The following is a 19214-nucleotide window of genomic DNA, read 5'->3' on the forward strand; positions in this document are numbered from 1 at the left end:
CCATCAGATTTTGACACAACCCTTCGCCCGCTCGGCAGTCTGGACCTACGGATTGGCCTTCCTGGGTGCCTATTTGGGTTTCATGCCTTTGCTCGTCCTGCTTCTACCAAGGCGTGTAGAAGCAGTGGCCCCGGATGAAACAGCCACCTTGCTTAGCCTGCTGCTTTTGACTGGAGGGGTCGTAGCAGGTTTTGCACACCTAATTGCTGGGGCTTTGAGCGACCGCTGGATTGGGAGGTTCGGAAGCCGGCGCGGTCTGATCGCCATTGGCGCTGGCCTACTATTCACCGCTTACGTTGGGTTTGCTTTTGCGCAGACTAAAACGACTCTTTTTGTCGCTGTTGTCTATTTCCAGATAGCGTTGAACTGTTCTTTTGCGCCTTTGGGTGTCTTGCTTGCTGACCACTTTCCGGATGAACTCAAAGGCCGTTTGAGCGGCCTTGGCAATGCGGCATTGCCCACTACGATCTTGCTTGTAGCGCCAATTGCTTGGGTGTTTCCCGAGGATGATCCACGCGCATTTCTGTTTGTCGGAGGAGCTGCAGTGGCTTGCATGCTGCCCCTCTTGATTGCTTGGAATGTGGGTGCGGTTATGGCCGAAGAAGGCGTAAAACCGGGACGCGCTCCTACAGATAGTCAAGACTTGCGGCGAGATCTTGTGCTCGCATGGACATCACGCCTGTTGGTCCAGACAGGTGCTTCCTTCGCTATTGGCTATGTCTATCTGTATATCGCTGCCAAAGGTATAGCTTCCGAGTCATCTGGTGCTGCCGGTGCAAGCGAGGTTCTTGCATTGCTGACGGCGCCAGCCGCAATACTCGCCATTCTTGCAACCTTGTTTGGGGGAATGATCTCAGATCTGAAGGGTGTGAGACGTTTGCCCACATTCGGATTCGCATGCGTGTTCGGAATCGGTCTAGGGCTCTTGGCGATTGCTCCGCAACTTGTTTGGTTCCTTATCGCTTATGGCCTCTTGCAACTTGGGCTCTCTGGGTTCCTTTCTGTAGAGACCGCATTGGTCGCGCAGCTTGTCGGTGGAAACCCGAGGAGAGGGTTTTTGCTTGGTGTCATGAATCTCTCGAACACATTACCCTCAATCATAGCGCCTTCCATTGCGCTCCTCGCCCTGGTTGAGGATGAGATTGCAGGCGCGCTGTCGACTCTTTTCGGAGGTTTTGCGATCGCAGCAATAGTTGCAGGCTGCCTGATTCTCTTTGTCCGCAACGTGCGCTGAACCAACGCCGTTCTTGAAGAAAATGGCGCACCCGAGAGGATTCGAACCTCTGGCCTCTGCCTTCGGAGGGCAGGAAATTGGCGCAATTAGGAATGTCCGGAGACCACCTACCTTAGTGAAACCAATGGCTTGCTGTCCCTACTTGTCCCAGATCACACCACCACGTATTACATACTCATTCCATACGTTTTGAATGAGGCAAACCTTTATGGCTCTAGATTTGAGCAAAGTTGGGCAGCGCGAACGCCTCAAGGCGCAACGCGAGCCACATTGGCATCGGCTGCGCGCCGGATGCTTTATTGGGTTCAGGCCTTCAAAGCGGGCAAGCAAGGGGACTTGGATCGCTCGGGTCTATGATGAGGATACCAGCAAGTATGTCGTCAAATCGCTCGGTGATTTTGGCAAACTTCCAGGCAATGAGATGTTCGCAGCCGCGAAGATCGAAGCCGAGAAGCTTGCGGAATTAGTCGAGTCTGGCGGCGAAGTAAGACGCAAGATCGAAACAGTCGCCGATGCTTGTAGAGATTACGCCAGCACGCGTCTGGAAGCTGAGCAGCGCTTCACACGCTATGTCTACGGCGATCCAATCGCCAAAGTGAGATTGGAGAAGCTTCGCCGAAAGCACGTAAAGGATTGGCGCAAGCGGCTGGAAGATCGACCTGCCCGGATAAGCCGGAGCAAGGAAGGTGCGCAAATCGAGCGCAAGCGAGCGCCCTCAACGGTCAATCGTGACATGGCGGTGTTGCGAGCAGCACTGAGCAAAGTCCTCTCACCGGGCGCTCCGAACAGTGAAGCTGCTTGGCAGGAGGCGCTGAAGGCCATTCCCAACGCAGATGGCCAGCGCACCCGCTATCTTGACCTAAAGGAAAGGCGAACACTCATCAACAACGCGGAAGCGGAAGCAGCGCCCTTCATTCGAGCACTTTGCCTATTGCCGCTTAGGCCAGGAGCCATGGCTGGATTGACGGCTGGCGACTTCGATAAGCGCACCTGCGAACTGGCTATCGGCAAAGATAAGACTGGCAAACCTCGTCGCATTCAAGTTCCCCAAGAGGCCGCCGATCTGCTGGCTGGACAAGCCAAGAATAAGCTCCCCTCCGCTCCTCTATTCATGCGGGCTAATGGCCAACCATGGGACCGACATAGCTGGAAACGTCCCATCGCTGCGTCCGTCGCGACCTCTGGATTGCCAGCCGATGCAACGGCTTACACCTTGAGGCACAGCACTATTACCGATCTCGTGCGGGCTAACCTTCCCCTGCTTACCATTGCCCAAATCTCTGGAACGAGCGTGGAGATGATCGAGCGACATTATGGTCATTTGGCTAGCGATGCGGCTGTCAAAGCGCTGGGCGAGTTGGCGTTGTGACAGAGGATCGATCCAGGGGAGACGAAAGCGCACCTCAGGGAGCGCAGGATTCGCTCGGTGCGAGCGATGATTTGAAGGCGATAAGGAGAGATCGTGAACTCGTGCGTGATGCCGAAGCACGGTATCTAGCGATGGCGCCTAGGGGAGCCAAGATAACGAGCGACATTCGAACTGTTGCTGAGGCTGCCGCTGATTGGCCCCGAGCATCCCTCAGGCACAGGCTGCGTGCACTCCGCGTCTTGGTTAGAAGGCTAGGGCTTCTAGAGACCCGATACTTGGCGATCCTAGCCGAAGAAAAATCCATAGTGCCTTGGCTGCTCACACTTCGGGACAGGCCTGACGCCCAAATGCTCGATGGCGGTAGGGAACGTAAGAAAAGGGAGCAGGATTTTCTCGATTCCTTAGTCGGGCAGGCAGTCTATTCGCTGATCAAGAAAGGAGCCTCCAAGCAAGAAGCGATTGAGGCGGTTAAGGAGGACTATCGGATAAGAAGTGGAGCCTTCAGCAATTTGAGAACTGACAAACGGTTCCTTCCGGACCGGGACGGTATCGAAAAGTGGCTGGGTCGCTTTCGGAAGGGTGCAATCGAACGTGGCTACATAGATCCGTTCACGGCTTCCCCGCTGTTTTCATCGCACGAAGAGCCTGATCTAAAAATCAAAGACCTACCCAAGCGCGGCCGCCCCAGAAAAAAATAGGCCCAGCCGGGACCATCATAATTCCATTTAAGTTGGGTGGATTTCTGAACATCCCTTGCCGTGCCCCAAAGCAGGTCGACATTTCGTTTCGTCCCTGCATGGGCAAGGAAATGGACATGATGAAACTACCTGAGTTCTGCGTAAAATACGGCGTTTCGCGAAGCGCCGTCTATCGCGAAATATCTGCTAGCCGCCTGCGAGTGACACATATTGGCCGATCGGTTCGGATCAAAGTTGAAGATGCTGAGGCATGGGCTGCAAGTCTACCGACTAAGGGGGGAGAAGCTGCCAATGACTAGTCCATATGAGAAAGCCCCCAGGTCCGCTGCAACGGCTCTGGGGGCTGAGGCCCATGACTTGCACGCCAACGGACAACTATCGCTCTATCATTTACCTCGCAGGCGTCGCAAGCCATTGATCGTAAAAGCGGTCGGCCCAAACGGGCAGCCGCTCGTTTTAATGGCGAAAACAGCGAAGACCTTGCTCGCGCTAGTTGGGGCTGCCGAGAACGGGATTACGGCAGGGGAAGTTGATTCCTGGGCCTTCCGCTTGGCTCACTACATCATGGTGCTCCGTCGCACTTACAAACTATCAATACCGATGGAGCGGGAGGAGCACGCAGAAGGCAGGCACGGAAGGTACTTTCTGCGCTCAGATGTCACCATCATCACTATCCTGCGAGACTAGGGCAGTGTGGGGCGAAGCGGCACGAGATTGCTGCTAGCCCCCTATCGCCCTCCTCACATTGAATTTTGCGCAAGGGCATGGCCGGAGGCGCGCGCAGTATTGGCGCGTCGAGAAAGCCGCGTCCTAAGCAAGTCTTAGACAGGCATTCCAATGGCAAAGAAAAAGAACCACCCGCCGAATAAGGCGGACACAAGAGGCCAGCCTTGGCTTGGCATTCCGCACGTAGTTCTCAAGAGCGAGGCATTCCGGCAGCTTCCGCCAATGTCGAGGCTGATCCTTTTTTCAATTGTTCTGCGATTCAATGGATCAAATAATGGCAAGATTGCTGTAAGCTATCGCGAGCTAGCGCACGATCTAAATCGAAAGAACCAGTCGCCATTCCCCGCAGCCATCGCAAAGTTAATGGAGCATGGTCTCATATACATTGCGACTGAAGGTGACTGGTCTCAGCGCAAGGCGCGAGAATACGGGCTGACATTTGCCTCATCGGGCAGGTTCAATTCTTGGAAGCCAGCAACGAACGACTACCTCGACTGGCGTCCCAAACCCGCGAACAAAGGGAAATGAGCACTACGGGCGTGGTAGCAGTTTCGCGTGTTCTGCTACCAACGGTGCAGCACACATGGATCGACCCTGCTGCGCAAGAGGTAGCAGCAAGCACGGAAAACTGGGGTTTTCTGGCCGCATGGCTGCTACCGCGTTGGTAGCACTTATATAAGCCATTCCCTGACCCAACTGATCGGCCGACCGTTAACACCGTTTCGTTTCTAGTTGCTAGAAACGGCGCACCCCCTCCAAGTGCCACTTTCAAGTGTCACGTGACACCTAGTCCAATTCACAAACAGGCGTTACACGGTGTGTACCGCGTGATGTCGTCAAAAGCATTCGCGGTGCGCATGACGCGCTGAGCACGAGCCGCCTATGTCGGGTGGCTCCCGGAATACAACAGCCTCTCGGCGAATAAGGGAGGCGTGCTGCCTCGTGCTCGCGCGTTTTGAACCGCCCGGCACCAGTCGGGCTGAGCACGGAGCATGAGATGAAAACTGCAATCTACGCCGTCGTCCTGACGGCGCTACAAGGCGTCAGCACGAGCGCTGGCGACTTCACATATCACGAACGCTTGGACCCAATTGACGATGCACTGTTAGTTGGCGTCGTTGCCGACCAGCCGGAAGCCAAGCTGTCAATTGCGTGCGATCACTCGAGGTCGCGAACCATCTATGTGACGCTAGATACTGACCGCTTGCTAGCGTCACTTTCGTCACCATTGCTGCGCGAACTGCGGACGTTTCAGTATCGAGTAGATCGCGGTTCGGTGCATCGAGCATCCGCAGAATACACTCACATCGACAGGGCATTTCTCGATGGCGCTGAGGGTCGCGCATTTGCACAGCGGCTGGCTGACAGCGAGCGGGTGGTCATCCGAGTTGATGGCACACGTGGTCCGATTGACGTAAGCTATGACACCGCAGGGCTGCGCCCCCTCATTGAGCGTGTGGCCGAGCGTTGCGGAGATCAGCGATTGATAAATCGCTTGAGGGACAACGCTTAACCAGAGTCTTGGTCTATCTAATCCATCGGGAGGATCTATTGTTGCTCCATGGCGGCCAGGTCATGGATAATTTGTACTCGGCATTGTCCAAGATCAGTAAGCAATGCTCTTACACGCTTAAGCTGCTGCGCCTGATATTCCTGTGTCCATTGCGTCTGGTCAAATTGGACCTCGCCTTGTCTACGAACTCGATCTGATTGAATGATCGGGCCACCGTGCTCGAATGCCTCAAACAAGTAGGCGGAGTGGACCAAGCTATTTCTATGTTCCCGTTCCGCGTCCAAGCGGTTGAGGAGTGCCTCGAAACGCCCTGGCCATTCTGGCCGCTCTCGACCTCGTTGATTTCCTGGATTGGCCTTGAACTCGTCCTTTAGGCGACTGAGTTTTGCTGCAAAACTGAGCTTCTCCAGCCGTCTTTGGCTTTGCGTCCAGTTCTCCGTGCCCCACCAAATGAGTAGTGCTTGATCAATTTGGCTCTCTAGTTGCTGGAATAGCAAGACATACTCGCCGATCGTCTGGAAAACCTGATCAAGTTCAACGGCTGATTGCTTCCATGGCAAAATGGAAACAAATCGAAGCAAGAACCTCTTGACCTTATTCACGGTATCCACAGGTCCCCCAGAACATTTGTGTGCCCAATAGCCTTACTTGTCGGCCCGTTTGAACATACGATGATAAATCAAAATTGGCTCCCGGTTAAAAGAAACATGACAGAACCCAAAGAAACCGATCAGATCAACAGGACTTTTAGGGACATCCCCGCTGACAAAGTCACAGAAGAAGAGCGTCTAGAGTTCCTTGAAGCGCTGTCCGCGCACCGTGGCCTCGATTGGGATCAGCTTCTGGAGTCGCGAAGGATAATGATCGTCTCAGAAGCCGGCGCCGGTAAGACTTTCGAATGCCAACAACTACAAGAGAGACTTTGGGATGCGGGAGAACCGGCTTTCCATCTCGAATTGGCTGAACTAGCTGATAATCCTGTCGACGACCTTCTAACACCCGAGGAATCGGAGCGCTTCGCCGCCTGGCAGTCCGCTCAATCCGAGGACGCAACCTTCATACTGGACTCGGTTGACGAACTTCAGATCAGCAAACGCTCTTTTCGCAGCGCCTTGATCAAGTTGGCGAAGGCACTGGAGGGAAAGCTCCATCTGGCTCGGATCATCGTTACCAGCCGTCCCGTGGCCTTCGACAAACAGGAAATGCGAAAGCGACTGCCAATCCCAAAGACAGAAGCCAGCCTTAGTCAGGAGGAAAGGTTTGCATCTATAGCGATGGGAGACACCGAGCAAGCAGACGAAGGTCAGACTGACCAAAATCACTTTTGGCGCGAAGTCGCACTTATGCCTCTTTCGACCGAGCAAATGGAGATGCTTGCATCAAGTGAGGGTGTCACAGACCCCAAGAAAATGCTCGCGGAAGCAAGGGCGCAAGATGCCGACGATTACCTGAGGCGACCACAAGACTTGATTGAGCTTTGCGCAGACTGGAACCTCCATGGAAGGCTGCGGCGTCACCGAGACCAAGTGAAGTCCAATATCGAGAACAAACTTCAACCGCGCGAGGATAGGCAGGAGAAAGCAGAACTCTCACAGGTCAAAGCTTGGGAAGGCGCGAGCAGACTAGCGCTTGCGGCGATCATGTGCCGCAAACTTACCATTCGCCATAGCAAGGAAGCCGATAGAGAACTGGGCAGCAACTCAAGTCCGCCAATTGATCCCGTGGCGATCCTTCCAGAATGGAGCCATAAAGAAATTGATACATTGCTACAGCGCCCCCTTTTCGGGTTTGCATCTTATGGCCGTGTGAAATTTCAACACAGATCAGCCATTGAGTTCCTTGCTGCTGATCGGTTGAAAACGCTCCGCGTGAAGGGTCTGCCGATAAAGACAATCAAGCGAATGCTATTCGCCACAACCGGCGAAGGAATTGACGTCATCAAGCCAACGATGCGGCCAATTGTTGGGTGGCTGGCGCTAGAGAATGAGACAATATTCGATGAAGCCTGCCAAAGAGAGCCTGCAGCCCTCGTAACTCATGGTGATCCTGAATCGCTCTCGATCGGCGCTAGGAGGCGCATCCTAGCTGCGCTGGTTAGACGTTTTGGAGAAGGCGAATGGAGAGGCATTCACTTGCCTCACATACAACTGGCTCGGCTTTCAGATCCAGAGCTTGCTGCAGACATCCACGAGCTTTGGGAAAATGGGATCGAGAACCACGAGATTAGAGAGATCCTTCTGACCTTGATCGAAGGAGCAAAGATAGCTGCATGCGCTGATATTGCGTTTGAAGTGGTGGCAAACGCCGAGTTGAGCATTAGTGAGCGCCTATGTGCTCTTGATGCGCTTATCGCAGTCGAAGATGTGCGACTTGAAGGTCTTGGTGCAGCACTTGCCACGCGAGACGGAGCTTGGCCGACCCGACTGGCGAAGAGCGCTGTCGTCCGTCTCTTTCCCGAACACATGTCTGTTGATGTTCTATGTGCAGCACTCGCAGTTCATCGGGAGGAGGCAGACGCGATTGGCGATCTCTCATGGTCGCTGCCGAGACTAATCGAGCACAAACAAATGAGTCCCGAATTGCTCGAGGCGCTAAGAGATGGTTTGGCTCAACTGATATACTCCACTGCCACATGGGAAAAAGATCGCTGGCCGCATCTACAGTCGGAGAACCGGCACCTAATCGCTCCGTTAGTCGCGACTTGCCTCAAAGAAGATGAGGACAAAGCCCTTTCTGTCGGTTGGCTCAAGGCTGCAACTATTGCCCTGAAGTTGGGTGACAGCGATTACCAAAGTCGAGAGTCGATTGAAGCGCTGACCGACAGAATCCTTGCGGCTTCGTCTGAGGTTAGGGAGCGCCTGTTCTGGCAAGCTGACGAGTTGCTTCAGGCGGTAAAGACTGAAAGCGACCCATACGCTCGGTTCGCCAATGCAACATTGCGAGAACATCATTTTCTCGATGACGAAGATCGAGAATGGGTGATCAGCTTTCTCTCAGACTCAAAGGCACCAACTGACAAGCGCGCGGTCGCTTTAGAGGCGGCCATCCGTTTGCCACGAGGGGATGTTGAGTGGGTCGATTGGCTCAAAAGTCTTAAAGAGCACGTCGCCGACAACCCGGAATTGACAAAAAGCTTGGACAAGAAGTTGAGCGCCACGAGGCGTGACCGTGAACTGGAGCGGATGGCCAGAAGGGACCGACAACGAGAGAAGAAGGCAAAACGAAAAGACAAAATTGCTCGTGCAAGCTGGATCACGTTGATGCGGGAAATTTTGAAGAATCCGGAGTCGGCTTTTGGCGAGAGCAAAGCAGGCAACACAATCTGGAACCTCTGGAGAGCAATGAGGAACGAGAAGCATGCCAGAAGCCTTTCAGGCTGGAATAGGCGGCTATTGGAGGAAACGTTCGGAAAGGAGACAGCCGATCGCGTTAGATTGGCAATGATGGAGTTTTGGAGATCTGAGGCACCAACACTTCGCAGCGAACGCGAAGATGATGAGAAGAACTCCTATCTGGTAAAGTGGCAATTGGGCCTAGCTGGCCTCTACGCCGAGGCTGAGGACGCTAGTTGGGCCGGCCATCTTTCAGAGGAGGAAGTCGAACTTGCCCTTAGGTATGTCCCGGTTGAGCTAAACAGATTTCCAAGTTGGCTCGCAGACTTCGTGCCAGCATATTCTCAAATCATAGAACGTGTTCTAGGTAGTGAGCTACTCGATGAATTAAAGGAGCGAAGCGACGCTGGGTCAATTTCGCTCTACTATATCAAGTCTGCCCCAACTCCCCTTGCTAGGGTTTTCCTTCCAAGGGTAATGAACCTCCTTGAGTCAGCGGCGAATGCGCGGCCCAGTGAGAATGATACTGATCACCTGTGCAGTCGACTGACCAAGTTAGCAGCGATAGTTCTGGAACACGGCTCCGACGAGGAGATTGTTCAATTGAGTGGCCTCGCGAAGGACGCTTTGGCCTCTCCGATCTCAATGCCAATAGCTTCGACATGGATGTCTGTGATTTTTCGGACGGATCCACAATCGGCCGTCGAACAACTAGCCAAGTATCTCGAAACCAGCCCGCAAGACGCAATCCCATTGATAGGGAGCCTCTTTGGGGACCGGGACAACGAGATCCCCATAAGCCTATCCCGCGGCGGCTACACTCCGGATCAACTCCTCAAGCTCGCGCGAGTGACCCACCAACACATCAAGAGAGAAGATGACGTAAAGAGAGGTCCTGGGACTTATACCCCCGATGCTCGCGATCATGCTGAAAGAGGCCGATATGCAGTTGTGAACGTGCTGCTGTCCTCCACAGATCCTGAGGCTTGGCCCGCCAAACTCGCATTGGCCGAGGATCCTGAATTGGCAGATCTCAAGGATAGGTTTTTTGCTCTCGCACTCGAAAGTGCGGCGGAGCAGTCTGATGGCTCAGTAGCTACGGAAGAAGAGATTGCTTCATTAGGTCCCCGTGCCGATCTCGCTCCCAGAACCAGTCAGGAGTTCTACTCCCTGATGGTCGATCGGCTAGAAGACATTGACGATCTCTTACTTCAGGACGACTCACCGAGAGATACTTGGGCGCTGATCAAAGATGAGAAGCTTATGCGGAGGGAGATTGCTCGCGTTCTCAAGCAGGAAGCAAGACACGCTTACACCGTCTATCAGGAAGGGGTGACTGCGGACGAGAAGGAGACCGATATTCGCCTTAGATCCACAGCCTCCGATCAAGAGGCCGTCATCGAACTCAAGATCGGAGAGAAGGGGCGGGCCGCCAATGATCTTGCCGCTGCGCTGCGCTCACAACTCGTAAGAAAATACATGGCAAAGGAGAATTGCCGGGCCGGATGCCTGTTGATCACGACCAAAAGGGACCGGACTTGGAAGCACCCAAAGACGGGCAAAATGATGGATTTGGAGGCGCTGGTTGCATTTCTAACCGACGAAGCGCGGCAGATTGAAATTGAGATGGGCAACCAATTGAGACTCTTCGTATTCGGCCTTGATCTACGCCCTAGGCTACCAACCGAAAAAGAAGATGCTTTGCGGAAGCGGTAATGCCGATTTTCACGCGCCGACGTCTACAGAGTATGCTGAACGAGTTGGCCCCACAGTTGGCCGCGTCGAAGACGCAAGACCTCGTAAACCGCATCGAATCGAAGCAGATTGAGCAGGCATTGCCAGCCGAGTTAGAGCTAGGAGTGATTTGGGGTCTCGGACAGATCGGCCCAATTGAGATTGAGCCGGAATGGTATAGCGAACGAACGGCGCCGGATGTCCTTAGTGAGAACCTCTTCGAGGGCCACCAGACAATCGTGGAGATTGCTGGACTGTCAGACTCCGCATTGCCCGGTGACAAAGGCATGCGAAACGCATCTCGCAAGCTCAGCCAAGAAGCAAACAAGATTCAGCGCGGAGCAGGAGAGTTTCTCTCCTATTTTTTCTTCGAAGAGACTGAGTTGGTTGACCAGGAATCCATCCGCAGGATTTGCGTCCCGGAAAGCTTGAAGGTTTCCGAGCACCTGAGGAACAATCTACGTGCTTGGCTGCTAGATCATGACAGGCGAGCGAGCGAGAAACTGAATCTGCGCGATGGCATGCTAAAGGTATTGGTTGAATGGAACGAAAAGCGGCAGTCCCAATTCAACTTCAGATCATCGATGCCTCCTGAGATACGGAGCAACAAGAAGAACTATGTGCTTGGCGTCCTCAAGAGGAAGTCAAAGCAGCTTCGAAGCCCGCTGTTCGATGGCCTGAAATGTGTTGTGCTAGGGGATGTCGGGAGCACTGCTCTGCGACGATCACAAAACTGGGACCCCACAAACAGAGTCATTCAGGGAGGAGAGATCGCACGCCGATTTCTGAAGAGCGGTCAAAGCGATATTGATGTCATCATCATCTTGTCCGCCAGAAAAAAGCGGCGTGATCTATCGGCCCTCACTGAGACCACGAAATGGGAGGCGGAGGTATATTCCAATGTCGAACTGAAGCTGGATGGAGTCCGGGAGTTCGTAGCGTCTTTGCCCCCGCCCCGCCTGGAAGGATACCAGATCCGTCAACTACATGAACAACAGGCCTTCTCGCCGGAAGGCAGAGGCTTTTACCTTGGAGCCAGCATATCAGGGGGAAGAGGCATCGACACCAAGATTAGATTCTCATCACGCGCTCTCTTGGACTTTTTAGCAGGTCGCGAAACAAAAGAGAGATTCATGCGGATGCTTGGCACCCGTGCTGACAACAACCTTTTCCGCATCCAGCTAGAAATGGGCCGAACCATTTCTAGCATCAAGCTGGAGCCTGGTGGGTTGGACGAAGACGACGACTACATTGTCGTTACGTTCGAGGATGATGCAGGCGCCGGGAACCTAAACCCAGAAAATGATTAAGGCGCGTATACCAGTCGATTGATCGGCCGCTCTGACGCCGTTGCCGTTAATAGCATTGCTCGAAAGTTCGAGAGCCGCCGAAATTGGGGTCCGCTACCGCATGCGGAAAACTAGCGCTTGGGAAGGACCCGCAACCGGCACAATGCCCCAGAAATGCCGCCACGTTTTCCATACTCATTCCATACAAGCGGAAGTGAGGAACAATAAGTCATTGAAATAATGGCGCACCCGAGAGGATTCGAACCTCTGGCCTCTGCCTTCGGAGGGCAGCGCTCTATCCAGCTGAGCTACGGGTGCTTGAACCATGGCGCTTGTCGTCGATGAGACCACAATGCGCAAGGCCAACTTGCGGCTGGGCGCGGGCGTTAGCAAGGGTCAGGCGGCTGCGCCAGATTTAATTGGTCAAAGATAGTGAGCATATCGCTAGGGCGCTCTTACAAAACAAATGGAATCCGCCTCAGCTGTTCAACCTGTGGTCAGCTTAACCAATCAGAAACGGCCTTGGGTCTACGCGTAGCTCATGATCGTTCCACCGCCATCCCCCAACAACCCCATGGGCCAACCTATGAACCGGTCTGGCCAAGAGCCAGCCGAGACGCTCACACAGCGCTGGGCCGCGCTGCTCCAAAAGGTGGGTGAGATTGCCCTGATGGCCGAGCTTTCCCCAGAGCCTGTTGGCGAGATGAATGCCCGCTTTGCGAATGCTCTTGCGCGCACCGGCGCGCTTTTCGGAAATCACACCCACATTGCGGCTGAGCGCGGGATTGAAGATATGGAAATCCTCATCGACATGGGCCTTGGCGCGGTCAAAGAAGTCGAGTCGCGCGGGCAGAACCCGGTCGTTCCCGCGCTTGCTTTGTGGCGAGAGGTTTATCATGCGCGTGAAGCCGTCCTCATTGCGCTGGAACCGGTTGCAGCCTAAAGCATCCAACACTTGACGGTGTTCGCATTATGTTCCATCCGAATGCTATGGATGAACAAGACAATGCGACTCTCGAAAACTCTACCCAACCCGCCAATGCGCCATGCGCCAAAGACGTGGCGCGCGGGATCAAGCGGCTGTTTGCTCGCAACGATATCTGGTGCGTTGAAGAAATGGCTCTAAAAATCAATGGGCAAACCAATCGCCGCGCCGATTTGATGGGAATCGATGCCAAAGGGCAAATTGTCATCGTCGAGATCAAGGTCGCGCGCGGCGATCTTATGGGTGATCACAAATGGCCCGATTATCTCGATTTTTGCGATAGGTTTTTCTGGGGTGTCCCGCCAGAGTTGGATCGATCCCCGCTCGAAGGCGAAGCGTTCAGCCCGGAACGTTGCGGTGTGATCGTCGCCGATGGATATGATGCCGAAATCTTGCGCCAAGCTCCTTTGGAACCACTCGCCCCGGCCCGGCGAAAGGCCCAAGTGGAAAGGCTCGCACGCATTGCCATGCGCCGCAACACCGCTTTGATCGATCCACAATGTAGTGATCTTAGCAGCGCAGGCTGATCACCTTGGCAGGGTTTCCCATGGCCGCTTTGTCAGTCATAAGCTGATGATATGGTCCCTGCTGACACCCCTGTTTGGCTCGCATTTCTGATTGTCGGAGCCGCGATGAGCGTGATGGTTGCCTTACGCTATTTTCTCAGCAGCGGAGTTTTCGCTTGGGTCACAAGTCGCGCACGGCCCGGGCTTTATGCCAAGCAGCAGCGGCAAATTTCGTTCGAGATCCGTTATTCGCTGATTGCAGCGGTGATCTACGGCGTGCCTGCGGGCGCAGTTTTCTGGTTATGGCGACATCACGATTTTGCGCTGATTTATGCCAAATGGGACGCCTATGCCCTCTGGTATCTCCCGATTTCTGTGCTGATCTATCTGTTTGCGCAGGACACGTGGTTTTATTGGAGCCATCGCGCCATGCACCACTGGCCCAGCCTCTTTCGCCTGGCACACAAAGTTCATCACGACAGTAAGCCACCAACCGCATGGACAGCGATGAGCTTTCATCCCGTGGAGAGTGTGACCGGCGCTATCATCATCCCGATCCTTGTATTCCTCGTCCCGATCCATCTTGCGATGCTTGGCGTGGTTCTGACGATTGCAACGATCATGGGCGTTGTGAACCATTTGAGTTGGGAGATATTCCCACGGCGACTTGTTCATTCCTCGTTTGGCGCCAGCGTGATAACGGCAAGCCATCACGAGCGTCATCACGAGGAATACCGATGCAATTTTGGACTGTATTTCCGTTTTTGGGACAAGGTTTGCGGAACCGATCACGGGCTGTCGCGCCGGTTCGAGCAGCGGGAGGACAGCGCAGAATGAAAAGGGTCCCGCTCCTTATAGTAGGCGGCGCATTGTTGGCGGCATCTGCCCCAACCTCTGCAGGAACGGTGACAATCACCGTGACAGACCTTCGCAACACCAAGGGTGTCGTCCTGGCCTGCATGACGACAAAGGAAGATATCTTCCCGCGTTGCCGCCGCGATCCCAATTCGCATCGCACGAAAGTGAAAGCAGCAAACACGATCACCATCCGGTTCGAAGATGTGGAACCCGGGGAATATGCCATCGCTCTTTTGCATGATGAGAATGACGACGGCAAAGCCAACCGCGTGCTCGGCATGGCACCAAAGGAAGGTTATGGCTTTTCGCGCGATGCACCGGTTCGCATGTCCCCGCCCGATTGGGAAGATGCAGTCTTCAGTGTTGGCCCAGCCTCTCAGAATGTGAAGATAAAGATGCGCTACTTCTTATAAGTCGCGGCGCCCACAATGCCTCGCAAAATTTCGCTGTTCCGTCCAAAGTTTCGCTGACGGCTTAACGGGATGTTTACCACGTAGGCCCAAAACCTCTCCAAAGCTTGTACTAGTTTGGGGGCAATTGGCCTGATCATGGATACTCTTCGCGGACCTTTTGAAAGCGGCACACCTGCTGATGACACGCCTGATTGGGGTGAAGAAAGCGACGTGCGCGAAAAAGAAACCGTGCGTGAATTGCCGCCTGAGGCAATTGGCCAGGACGAACGCCGCATGCAAGTGCGCGCATACAACCATTGGGCAAGCCTTTTGGGCGATGCAACCTTCCCGTCAATCGAAGCGCTTGATCCGGAAAATCAAACTGATTTCGGCCCCAACAGTGTCCTGCTCGACTTTTCAAAGGGTATCGAAGATCCCGCAGTGCAATTCCTCGGCGACCTTTTGGCCGATGAATGTGGAACGCAAGGTTCCAAAATCGAGAAGCTGTCGGATGTTCCTCCACGCTCCCTTTTGAGCCGCATCACCGACCATTACATGCAAATCCTCGCCAATCAGGCGCCGATTGGATTTGAAGCAGAGTTCGTAAACGAGCGCGGCGCGAATGTTCTGTACCGCGGTATTCTCCTGCCGTTTTCCAGCGATGATGAGACAATCGATTTCATCTATGGTGTCATCAATTGGAAAGAGATGGCAGACGCAGCGACCGCAGATGAGCTGCTTCTAGCGATTGATCAGGCGATTGACGAGAAACTTGCCGCAAACAGCGCCGCAGAAAACGAAGAGGAAGAGGACGCTCCACAAAAGCACCAAACCGGGCCGCTTACTGAATGGGCTGATTCGCCAACGCATGAAACCACAAGCGAACCTGCTGGTGAATTTGAAGCGGGCAAAGCTGATCTGTGGGCCGAGGATGATGCCGCTGCTGAACTCGCCACCGACGAAGTGGAAAACGGCACCAATCAGGGCGACAATATCTCGAATTTTACGGATCAGTTGGGCACTTCGCCAAACGATCTTGACGGACCAGACGCCGATCTCCCCACTCCAGATTTTGGCCAGTTCCAGCTCGACGACCCAGAAGTCGATGAATTTGGCGAAGAAATCGAAGAGGGTGACGAAAGCGCAGAAGCCCCAAGCTATAGCTTCGCCTCGCTTACCGATTATATCGAAGTGCCTTCAAAAAAGGCCGTCGATCTCGAAGCTGAGCGCTTTGATCCTGAAGATTACAAGGTTGAGGAGCCTGTCGACCAAACCGGAAATGACGAAGGCTCCGAAGAAATCGGCGTCTCACCTCCCGAACAGGCAGATGCTGAACCTAGCGAGGACGTAAGCGCGCAAGCTGAGACCTCAGAAATCTTGGCGTTGGGCGTCACAGCAGACGATCCTACCGCTAGAGAACTTGAAGCGCCGGAAATGGCTGATCTCCTCATGCTGGATGCGGATGCAGGCCTTCATGACTGCCTCGCTTCGGCCCGCGAATTGGCCCATAGCGCCCGCGCTTCTGAAGACCGCAGCCGTCAAGCGCTTTATGCCGCAGTTGGCCGCGCCTATGATGTTTCGCTGGCCGCGAAGGATGAGCCAGAGGCCTTCAACGAACTGATCGAAGACAACGGCCTGACCGTTCAAGAACGCGCGCCGATGACCCCTGTGGTCAAGCTGGTTTTCGGACAGGATTACGACAAGACCCGGCTTACAGAATACGCCGCCGTCTTAACCCATGCACACCGCCTCGATCTTGAGCGCGGGAGCCTTGCTGATTTTCTTGGTAAAGCTGAGGGCGGTCTGAAGGCCGTGGTTGCGTCTGAACGCCGTCTGCGCCGCGAAGAAGCCGGCCAAGTGGTCGAAGACGAAGGCGATGTTCGTGCAAAGCTTGCGAAGAAGCTGCGCGAACTCGAAGCTTTGATGTTCGACGCCATTTCGGCCGAAGGCCCTGAGTTTTCTCTCGTCATGGTGCGCCGTGATGGAGAGGGCAACGTTGCGATGATCGGTGAGATCGACGATGATGTCGCGCTGATCGAACGCGCCGGAAAGAAGCTTGTCGGTTAAGCCGGCCTAAGCAAAGCAAAACACTTTTGAGAAGGGCGTCCCCGCTTTGTGTGGGCGCCCTTTTTTCATGGGCCAACAGGTGCCAGGGCTTTACGCGGCGCGTAACCCTCTCCAAATGCTTTGCGAATGAGCAATCAAACCACCCGCAAATCCAAAGGACCGTTTCGCATTATGGCCTCTAGTCTTGGTGTGACCCTTGGGGTTCTAATAGGAATCGCAATTCTGGCTGCAATCGGCCTTCAAATCGCCATTTCGCGCGACGGTCCAGCCGTTTTGAGCGCTGTTGACCGCATCGCAGGCGGAACGAGCGGGGCTGAGTTGAAGGCGAAGATCGCAACCGGCGATCATCCAGAACAAAAGTTGATGGTCTGGGGAAGCGATGACTCTTCCCAGAACGAAACGCTGCGACCAGTGCTCCTTTTTGTGCACGGCGGAAGCTGGAATTCAGGTGATCCTGAAAGCTACGGCTTTGTAGGCCGCGCCTTTGTGAAGCAGGGTTTTGTCGTAGTGCTGGGCGGATATCGCTTGGGTGAGGCCGGCAAATATCCTGCCATGATCGAGGACACTGCGCGCGCTATTGCTTGGACACATGAAGAGATCGAGCAATATGGCGGTGACCCACAAAACATTGTAATCGCAGGGCATTCTGCTGGTGCGTACAATGTTATGATGACCGCTTTGCAGGACACATGGCTCGCCCGTCATTCGCTTTCAAGTAACGATATTGCAGGTGTCGTCGGGCTTTCGGGACCCTATGATTTCCTGCCGCTCGATTCAGAAAGCACGATCGCAAGCTTTGGTCATGTTGAAGAGGGCAAGGCACTCTCCGCCACCCAACCCATCAATCATGTGAACAGCGGGGCGCCGGCCAAATTGCTGATCCACGGGGAAAAGGACACCCTTGTCAAAATGCGTCATTCACGCGCCCTTGCGGGCTTGGCAGGTGATGCAGGGGTTGATGTGGGGCTCGAACTTTATCCTGAGATGACGCACTCTGACCCGTTGATCTCTATTGCCGCCCCATGGCGTGAGCGGCGCGATATTGTGCAAAAAATTTCCGACTTTGTCCGGCAACAGACCGCTTCTGAATAAAACTTCAGTTCCCGTTCAGGCCCAAACGCGTTAGCACAGGCGACACATGCCTCTTGCTCGCACCCTTATCGCCCCGCTCCTTGCGGTATTCGCAGCCTTTGCACTTGCCGTGCAACCGGTTGCAGCTCAATCGATCTTGCGTGATGCGGAGACTGAAGCACTCCTTCGCGACATGGCTTATCCTCTGATTGAAGCATCAGAGCTGGAACCTGAAAACGTCGAAGTCGTCTTGATCAACGATCCGTCAATCAACGCTTTTGTGGCGGGCGGACAGGTGGTTTACGTCCATGCAGGGCTGCTCAATGCAGCTGAAACAGCCAATGAAGTTCAAGGCGTGATCGCGCACGAATTGGGTCACATCACCGCAGGTCACGTGGTTCGATTTGGTGAGCGGACGAAAGGCGCGCAGGGCATCTCAATTCTCTCGCTGATCCTCGGCGTTGGCGCTGCACTTGCAGGTGCAGGTGATGCGGCTTTGGGCGCGATCTTGGCAGGTCAGCAGGCCGCGACCGGCAATTTCCTTGCCTTTAACCGCAACCAAGAGGCCGCCACCGATCAAGCGGGCGCACGTTATCTGAATGGTGCAGGCATTTCTGGCCGCGGCATGATTACCTTCTTTGAAAAGCTACGGAATTTTGAAATTCGGCGCGGATACAGCCAGTCGGATGATGCCGCATATGGTCGCACACACCCTTTGTCTGGCGACCGTATTCAATTCCTGCGCGATCAATTGACCAAGGACCCTTATTGGGACGCCCCCGATGACCCCGAATTACAAGCACGCTTCCTTGCCGTGCGCGCCAAGCTTTATGGCTTTCTCGCAAAACCTTCCCGCACATTCCAACAATATCCAGAAAGCGATCAAAGCACGCCCGCTCGCTATGCGCGCGCCTATGCTTTCCATAAGGATGCGCAGGTGGAAAAGGCGCTGAAAGAGGCCGACTCTTTGCTCGCGATTGATGGGAAGAACCCATATTTCCTTGAGCTTAAGGGGCAAATTTTGCTCGAATCCGGGCGGCCTCAAGAGGCACTTGTTCCCTTGCGTCGAGCCACCGAATTGACGCTCAACCAGCCATTGATTGCCGGCATGTTCGGTCATGCTTTGATCGCGACCGAAGATCAGGGCAATTACGAAGAGGCTGAGAAGGTCCTGCGCGCTGCTGTTGCAAAGGATCGCTTCAATCCCTTTGCATGGTATCAGCTTGGCGTTGTTTATGCGCAGCGCGGCGATATTCCTCGTGCGAAGCTTGCAAGCGCTGAACAGCAAATCATGCGCCGCAACTATCCAGAGGCCCTGCGCAACGCAAAAGACGCTGAGGCAGGGTTGCCGGTTGGCTCGCCCGACTGGATTCGTGCACAAGATGTCGGACTTCAAGCGCGCGCCGAACTGGAACAACTTCGCGACAGCCGCTAAGGCTT

16 protein-coding genes, 2 tRNA genes and 1 pseudogene are annotated in these 19214 nt (G+C 54.4%); 16 read left to right on the forward strand and 3 right to left on the reverse strand.

From position 1 onward, the window contains the following. The first annotated feature begins 10 nt into the window (after positions 1-10). Positions 11-1234, forward strand: coding sequence for an MFS transporter (locus ABJ205_RS08770; protein ID WP_348158089.1), 1224 nt, complete (start codon positions 11-13; stop codon positions 1232-1234). 23 nt (positions 1235-1257) lie between these two features. On the opposite strand, the gene ABJ205_RS08775 is transcribed toward ABJ205_RS08770, so the two are convergent. Then, a tRNA-Ser gene (locus ABJ205_RS08775) sits at positions 1258-1367 on the reverse strand. Positions 1368-1442: 75 nt separating this feature from the next. On the opposite strand from ABJ205_RS08775, the gene ABJ205_RS08780 reads away from it, so the two are divergent. The 5 genes from ABJ205_RS08780 to ABJ205_RS08800 all read left to right on the forward strand — a co-directional run bounded on the left by ABJ205_RS08780 (position 1443) and on the right by ABJ205_RS08800 (position 5540). Continuing rightward, positions 1443-2603 (forward strand): tyrosine-type recombinase/integrase, encoded by a 1161-nt coding sequence (locus ABJ205_RS08780; RefSeq protein WP_348158091.1) that lies wholly within the window; start codon positions 1443-1445, stop codon positions 2601-2603. After that, positions 2600-3301 (forward strand): hypothetical protein, encoded by a 702-nt coding sequence (locus ABJ205_RS08785; RefSeq protein WP_348158094.1) that lies wholly within the window; start codon positions 2600-2602, stop codon positions 3299-3301. Before ABJ205_RS08780 ends, ABJ205_RS08785 begins: the two co-directional genes overlap by 4 nt. 116 nt (positions 3302-3417) lie before the next feature. Next, the gene (locus ABJ205_RS08790; protein WP_348158097.1) at positions 3418-3600 is read left to right on the forward strand and encodes a helix-turn-helix domain-containing protein; all 183 of its coding nucleotides are present in this window, start codon (positions 3418-3420) and stop codon (positions 3598-3600) included. A gap of 951 nt (positions 3601-4551) precedes the next feature. After that, positions 4552-4695: a hypothetical protein gene (locus ABJ205_RS08795; protein WP_348158099.1), complete on the forward strand. Its 144-nt coding sequence runs from the start codon at positions 4552-4554 to the stop codon at positions 4693-4695. Positions 4696-5024: 329 nt separating this feature from the next. Beyond that, entirely contained in the window at positions 5025-5540 is a 516-nt protein-coding gene (locus ABJ205_RS08800; RefSeq protein ID WP_348158102.1) for a hypothetical protein, read from the forward strand. Between the two features lie 35 nt (positions 5541-5575). Here the strand turns inward: ABJ205_RS08800 and ABJ205_RS08805 are convergent, their stop codons facing one another. After that, positions 5576-6142, reverse strand: a complete 567-nt coding sequence (locus ABJ205_RS08805; RefSeq protein ID WP_348158104.1) for a hypothetical protein — start codon at positions 6140-6142, stop codon at positions 5576-5578. 105 nt (positions 6143-6247) lie between these two features. On the opposite strand from ABJ205_RS08805, the gene ABJ205_RS08810 reads away from it, so the two are divergent. Together ABJ205_RS08810 and ABJ205_RS08815 are read left to right on the forward strand one after the other, a co-directional pair. Continuing rightward, entirely contained in the window at positions 6248-10588 is a 4341-nt protein-coding gene (locus tag ABJ205_RS08810; RefSeq protein WP_348158107.1) for a hypothetical protein, read from the forward strand. After that, entirely contained in the window at positions 10588-11916 is a 1329-nt protein-coding gene (locus tag ABJ205_RS08815) for a hypothetical protein (RefSeq protein ID WP_348158109.1), read from the forward strand. The genes ABJ205_RS08810 and ABJ205_RS08815 overlap by 1 nt, the downstream gene beginning before the upstream one ends. A gap of 220 nt (positions 11917-12136) precedes the next feature. Here the strand turns inward: ABJ205_RS08815 and ABJ205_RS08820 are convergent. After that, positions 12137-12213, reverse strand: a tRNA-Arg gene (locus tag ABJ205_RS08820). A gap of 268 nt (positions 12214-12481) precedes the next feature. On the opposite strand from ABJ205_RS08820, the gene ABJ205_RS08825 reads away from it, so the two are divergent. The 8 genes and pseudogenes from ABJ205_RS08825 (at position 12482) to ABJ205_RS08860 (ending at position 19209) form a co-directional block, all read left to right on the forward strand. After that, positions 12482-12838, forward strand: coding sequence for a hypothetical protein (locus ABJ205_RS08825; RefSeq protein WP_348154730.1), 357 nt, complete (start codon positions 12482-12484; stop codon positions 12836-12838). Positions 12839-12885: 47 nt separating this feature from the next. Beyond that, positions 12886-13407: an MmcB family DNA repair protein gene (locus ABJ205_RS08830; RefSeq protein ID WP_348155037.1), complete on the forward strand. Its 522-nt coding sequence runs from the start codon at positions 12886-12888 to the stop codon at positions 13405-13407. A 51-nt stretch (positions 13408-13458) separates the two neighbouring features. Next, a complete protein-coding gene (locus ABJ205_RS08835) occupies positions 13459-14223 on the forward strand; it encodes a sterol desaturase family protein (RefSeq protein ID WP_348154733.1) in 765 nt (254 codons plus the stop codon). Beyond that, positions 14220-14657: a DUF2141 domain-containing protein gene (locus ABJ205_RS08840; protein WP_348154736.1), complete on the forward strand. Its 438-nt coding sequence runs from the start codon at positions 14220-14222 to the stop codon at positions 14655-14657. Before ABJ205_RS08835 ends, ABJ205_RS08840 begins: the two co-directional genes overlap by 4 nt. A 135-nt stretch (positions 14658-14792) precedes the next feature. Next, a pseudogene (locus ABJ205_RS08845) lies at positions 14793-15356 on the forward strand (hypothetical protein); the annotation flags it as partial. After that, entirely contained in the window at positions 15345-16703 is a 1359-nt protein-coding gene (locus tag ABJ205_RS08850; RefSeq protein WP_348155040.1) for a hypothetical protein, read from the forward strand. The pseudogene ABJ205_RS08845 and the gene ABJ205_RS08850, both read left to right, overlap by 12 nt. 126 nt (positions 16704-16829) lie before the next feature. Beyond that, complete coding sequence (locus tag ABJ205_RS08855; protein WP_348154739.1) at positions 16830-17795, forward strand: alpha/beta hydrolase; 966 nt, start codon at positions 16830-16832, stop codon at positions 17793-17795. A 46-nt stretch (positions 17796-17841) separates the two neighbouring features. After that, on the forward strand, positions 17842-19209 hold the full coding sequence (locus tag ABJ205_RS08860) for a M48 family metalloprotease (RefSeq protein WP_348154741.1): 1368 nt from the start codon (positions 17842-17844) through the stop codon (positions 19207-19209). The last annotated feature ends 5 nt before the right edge of the window (positions 19210-19214 follow it).

Source organism: Erythrobacter sp. (assembly GCF_039988855.1).
Taxonomy (GTDB): Bacteria; Pseudomonadota; Alphaproteobacteria; order Sphingomonadales; family Sphingomonadaceae; genus Erythrobacter.

Excerpts from the sequence above, each read along its gene's own strand:
- ABJ205_RS08780 (WP_348158091.1), top strand. The coding sequence starts at position 1,443 with ATGGCTCTAGATTTGAGCAAAGTTGGGCAGCGCGAACGCCTCAAGGCG.
- ABJ205_RS08790 (WP_348158097.1), top strand. The coding sequence starts at position 3,418 with ATGATGAAACTACCTGAGTTCTGCGTAAAATACGGCGTTTCGCGAAGC.
- ABJ205_RS08795 (WP_348158099.1), top strand. The coding sequence starts at position 4,552 with ATGAGCACTACGGGCGTGGTAGCAGTTTCGCGTGTTCTGCTACCAACG.
- ABJ205_RS08800 (WP_348158102.1), top strand. The coding sequence starts at position 5,025 with ATGAAAACTGCAATCTACGCCGTCGTCCTGACGGCGCTACAAGGCGTC.
- ABJ205_RS08810 (WP_348158107.1), top strand. The coding sequence starts at position 6,248 with ATGACAGAACCCAAAGAAACCGATCAGATCAACAGGACTTTTAGGGAC.
- ABJ205_RS08815 (WP_348158109.1), top strand. The coding sequence starts at position 10,588 with ATGCCGATTTTCACGCGCCGACGTCTACAGAGTATGCTGAACGAGTTG.
- ABJ205_RS08825 (WP_348154730.1), top strand. The coding sequence starts at position 12,482 with ATGAACCGGTCTGGCCAAGAGCCAGCCGAGACGCTCACACAGCGCTGG.
- ABJ205_RS08830 (WP_348155037.1), top strand. The coding sequence starts at position 12,886 with ATGGATGAACAAGACAATGCGACTCTCGAAAACTCTACCCAACCCGCC.
- ABJ205_RS08835 (WP_348154733.1), top strand. The coding sequence starts at position 13,459 with ATGGTCCCTGCTGACACCCCTGTTTGGCTCGCATTTCTGATTGTCGGA.
- ABJ205_RS08840 (WP_348154736.1), top strand. The coding sequence starts at position 14,220 with ATGAAAAGGGTCCCGCTCCTTATAGTAGGCGGCGCATTGTTGGCGGCA.
- ABJ205_RS08850 (WP_348155040.1), top strand. The coding sequence starts at position 15,345 with ATGGCAGACGCAGCGACCGCAGATGAGCTGCTTCTAGCGATTGATCAG.
- ABJ205_RS08855 (WP_348154739.1), top strand. The coding sequence starts at position 16,830 with ATGAGCAATCAAACCACCCGCAAATCCAAAGGACCGTTTCGCATTATG.
- ABJ205_RS08860 (WP_348154741.1), top strand. The coding sequence starts at position 17,842 with ATGCCTCTTGCTCGCACCCTTATCGCCCCGCTCCTTGCGGTATTCGCA.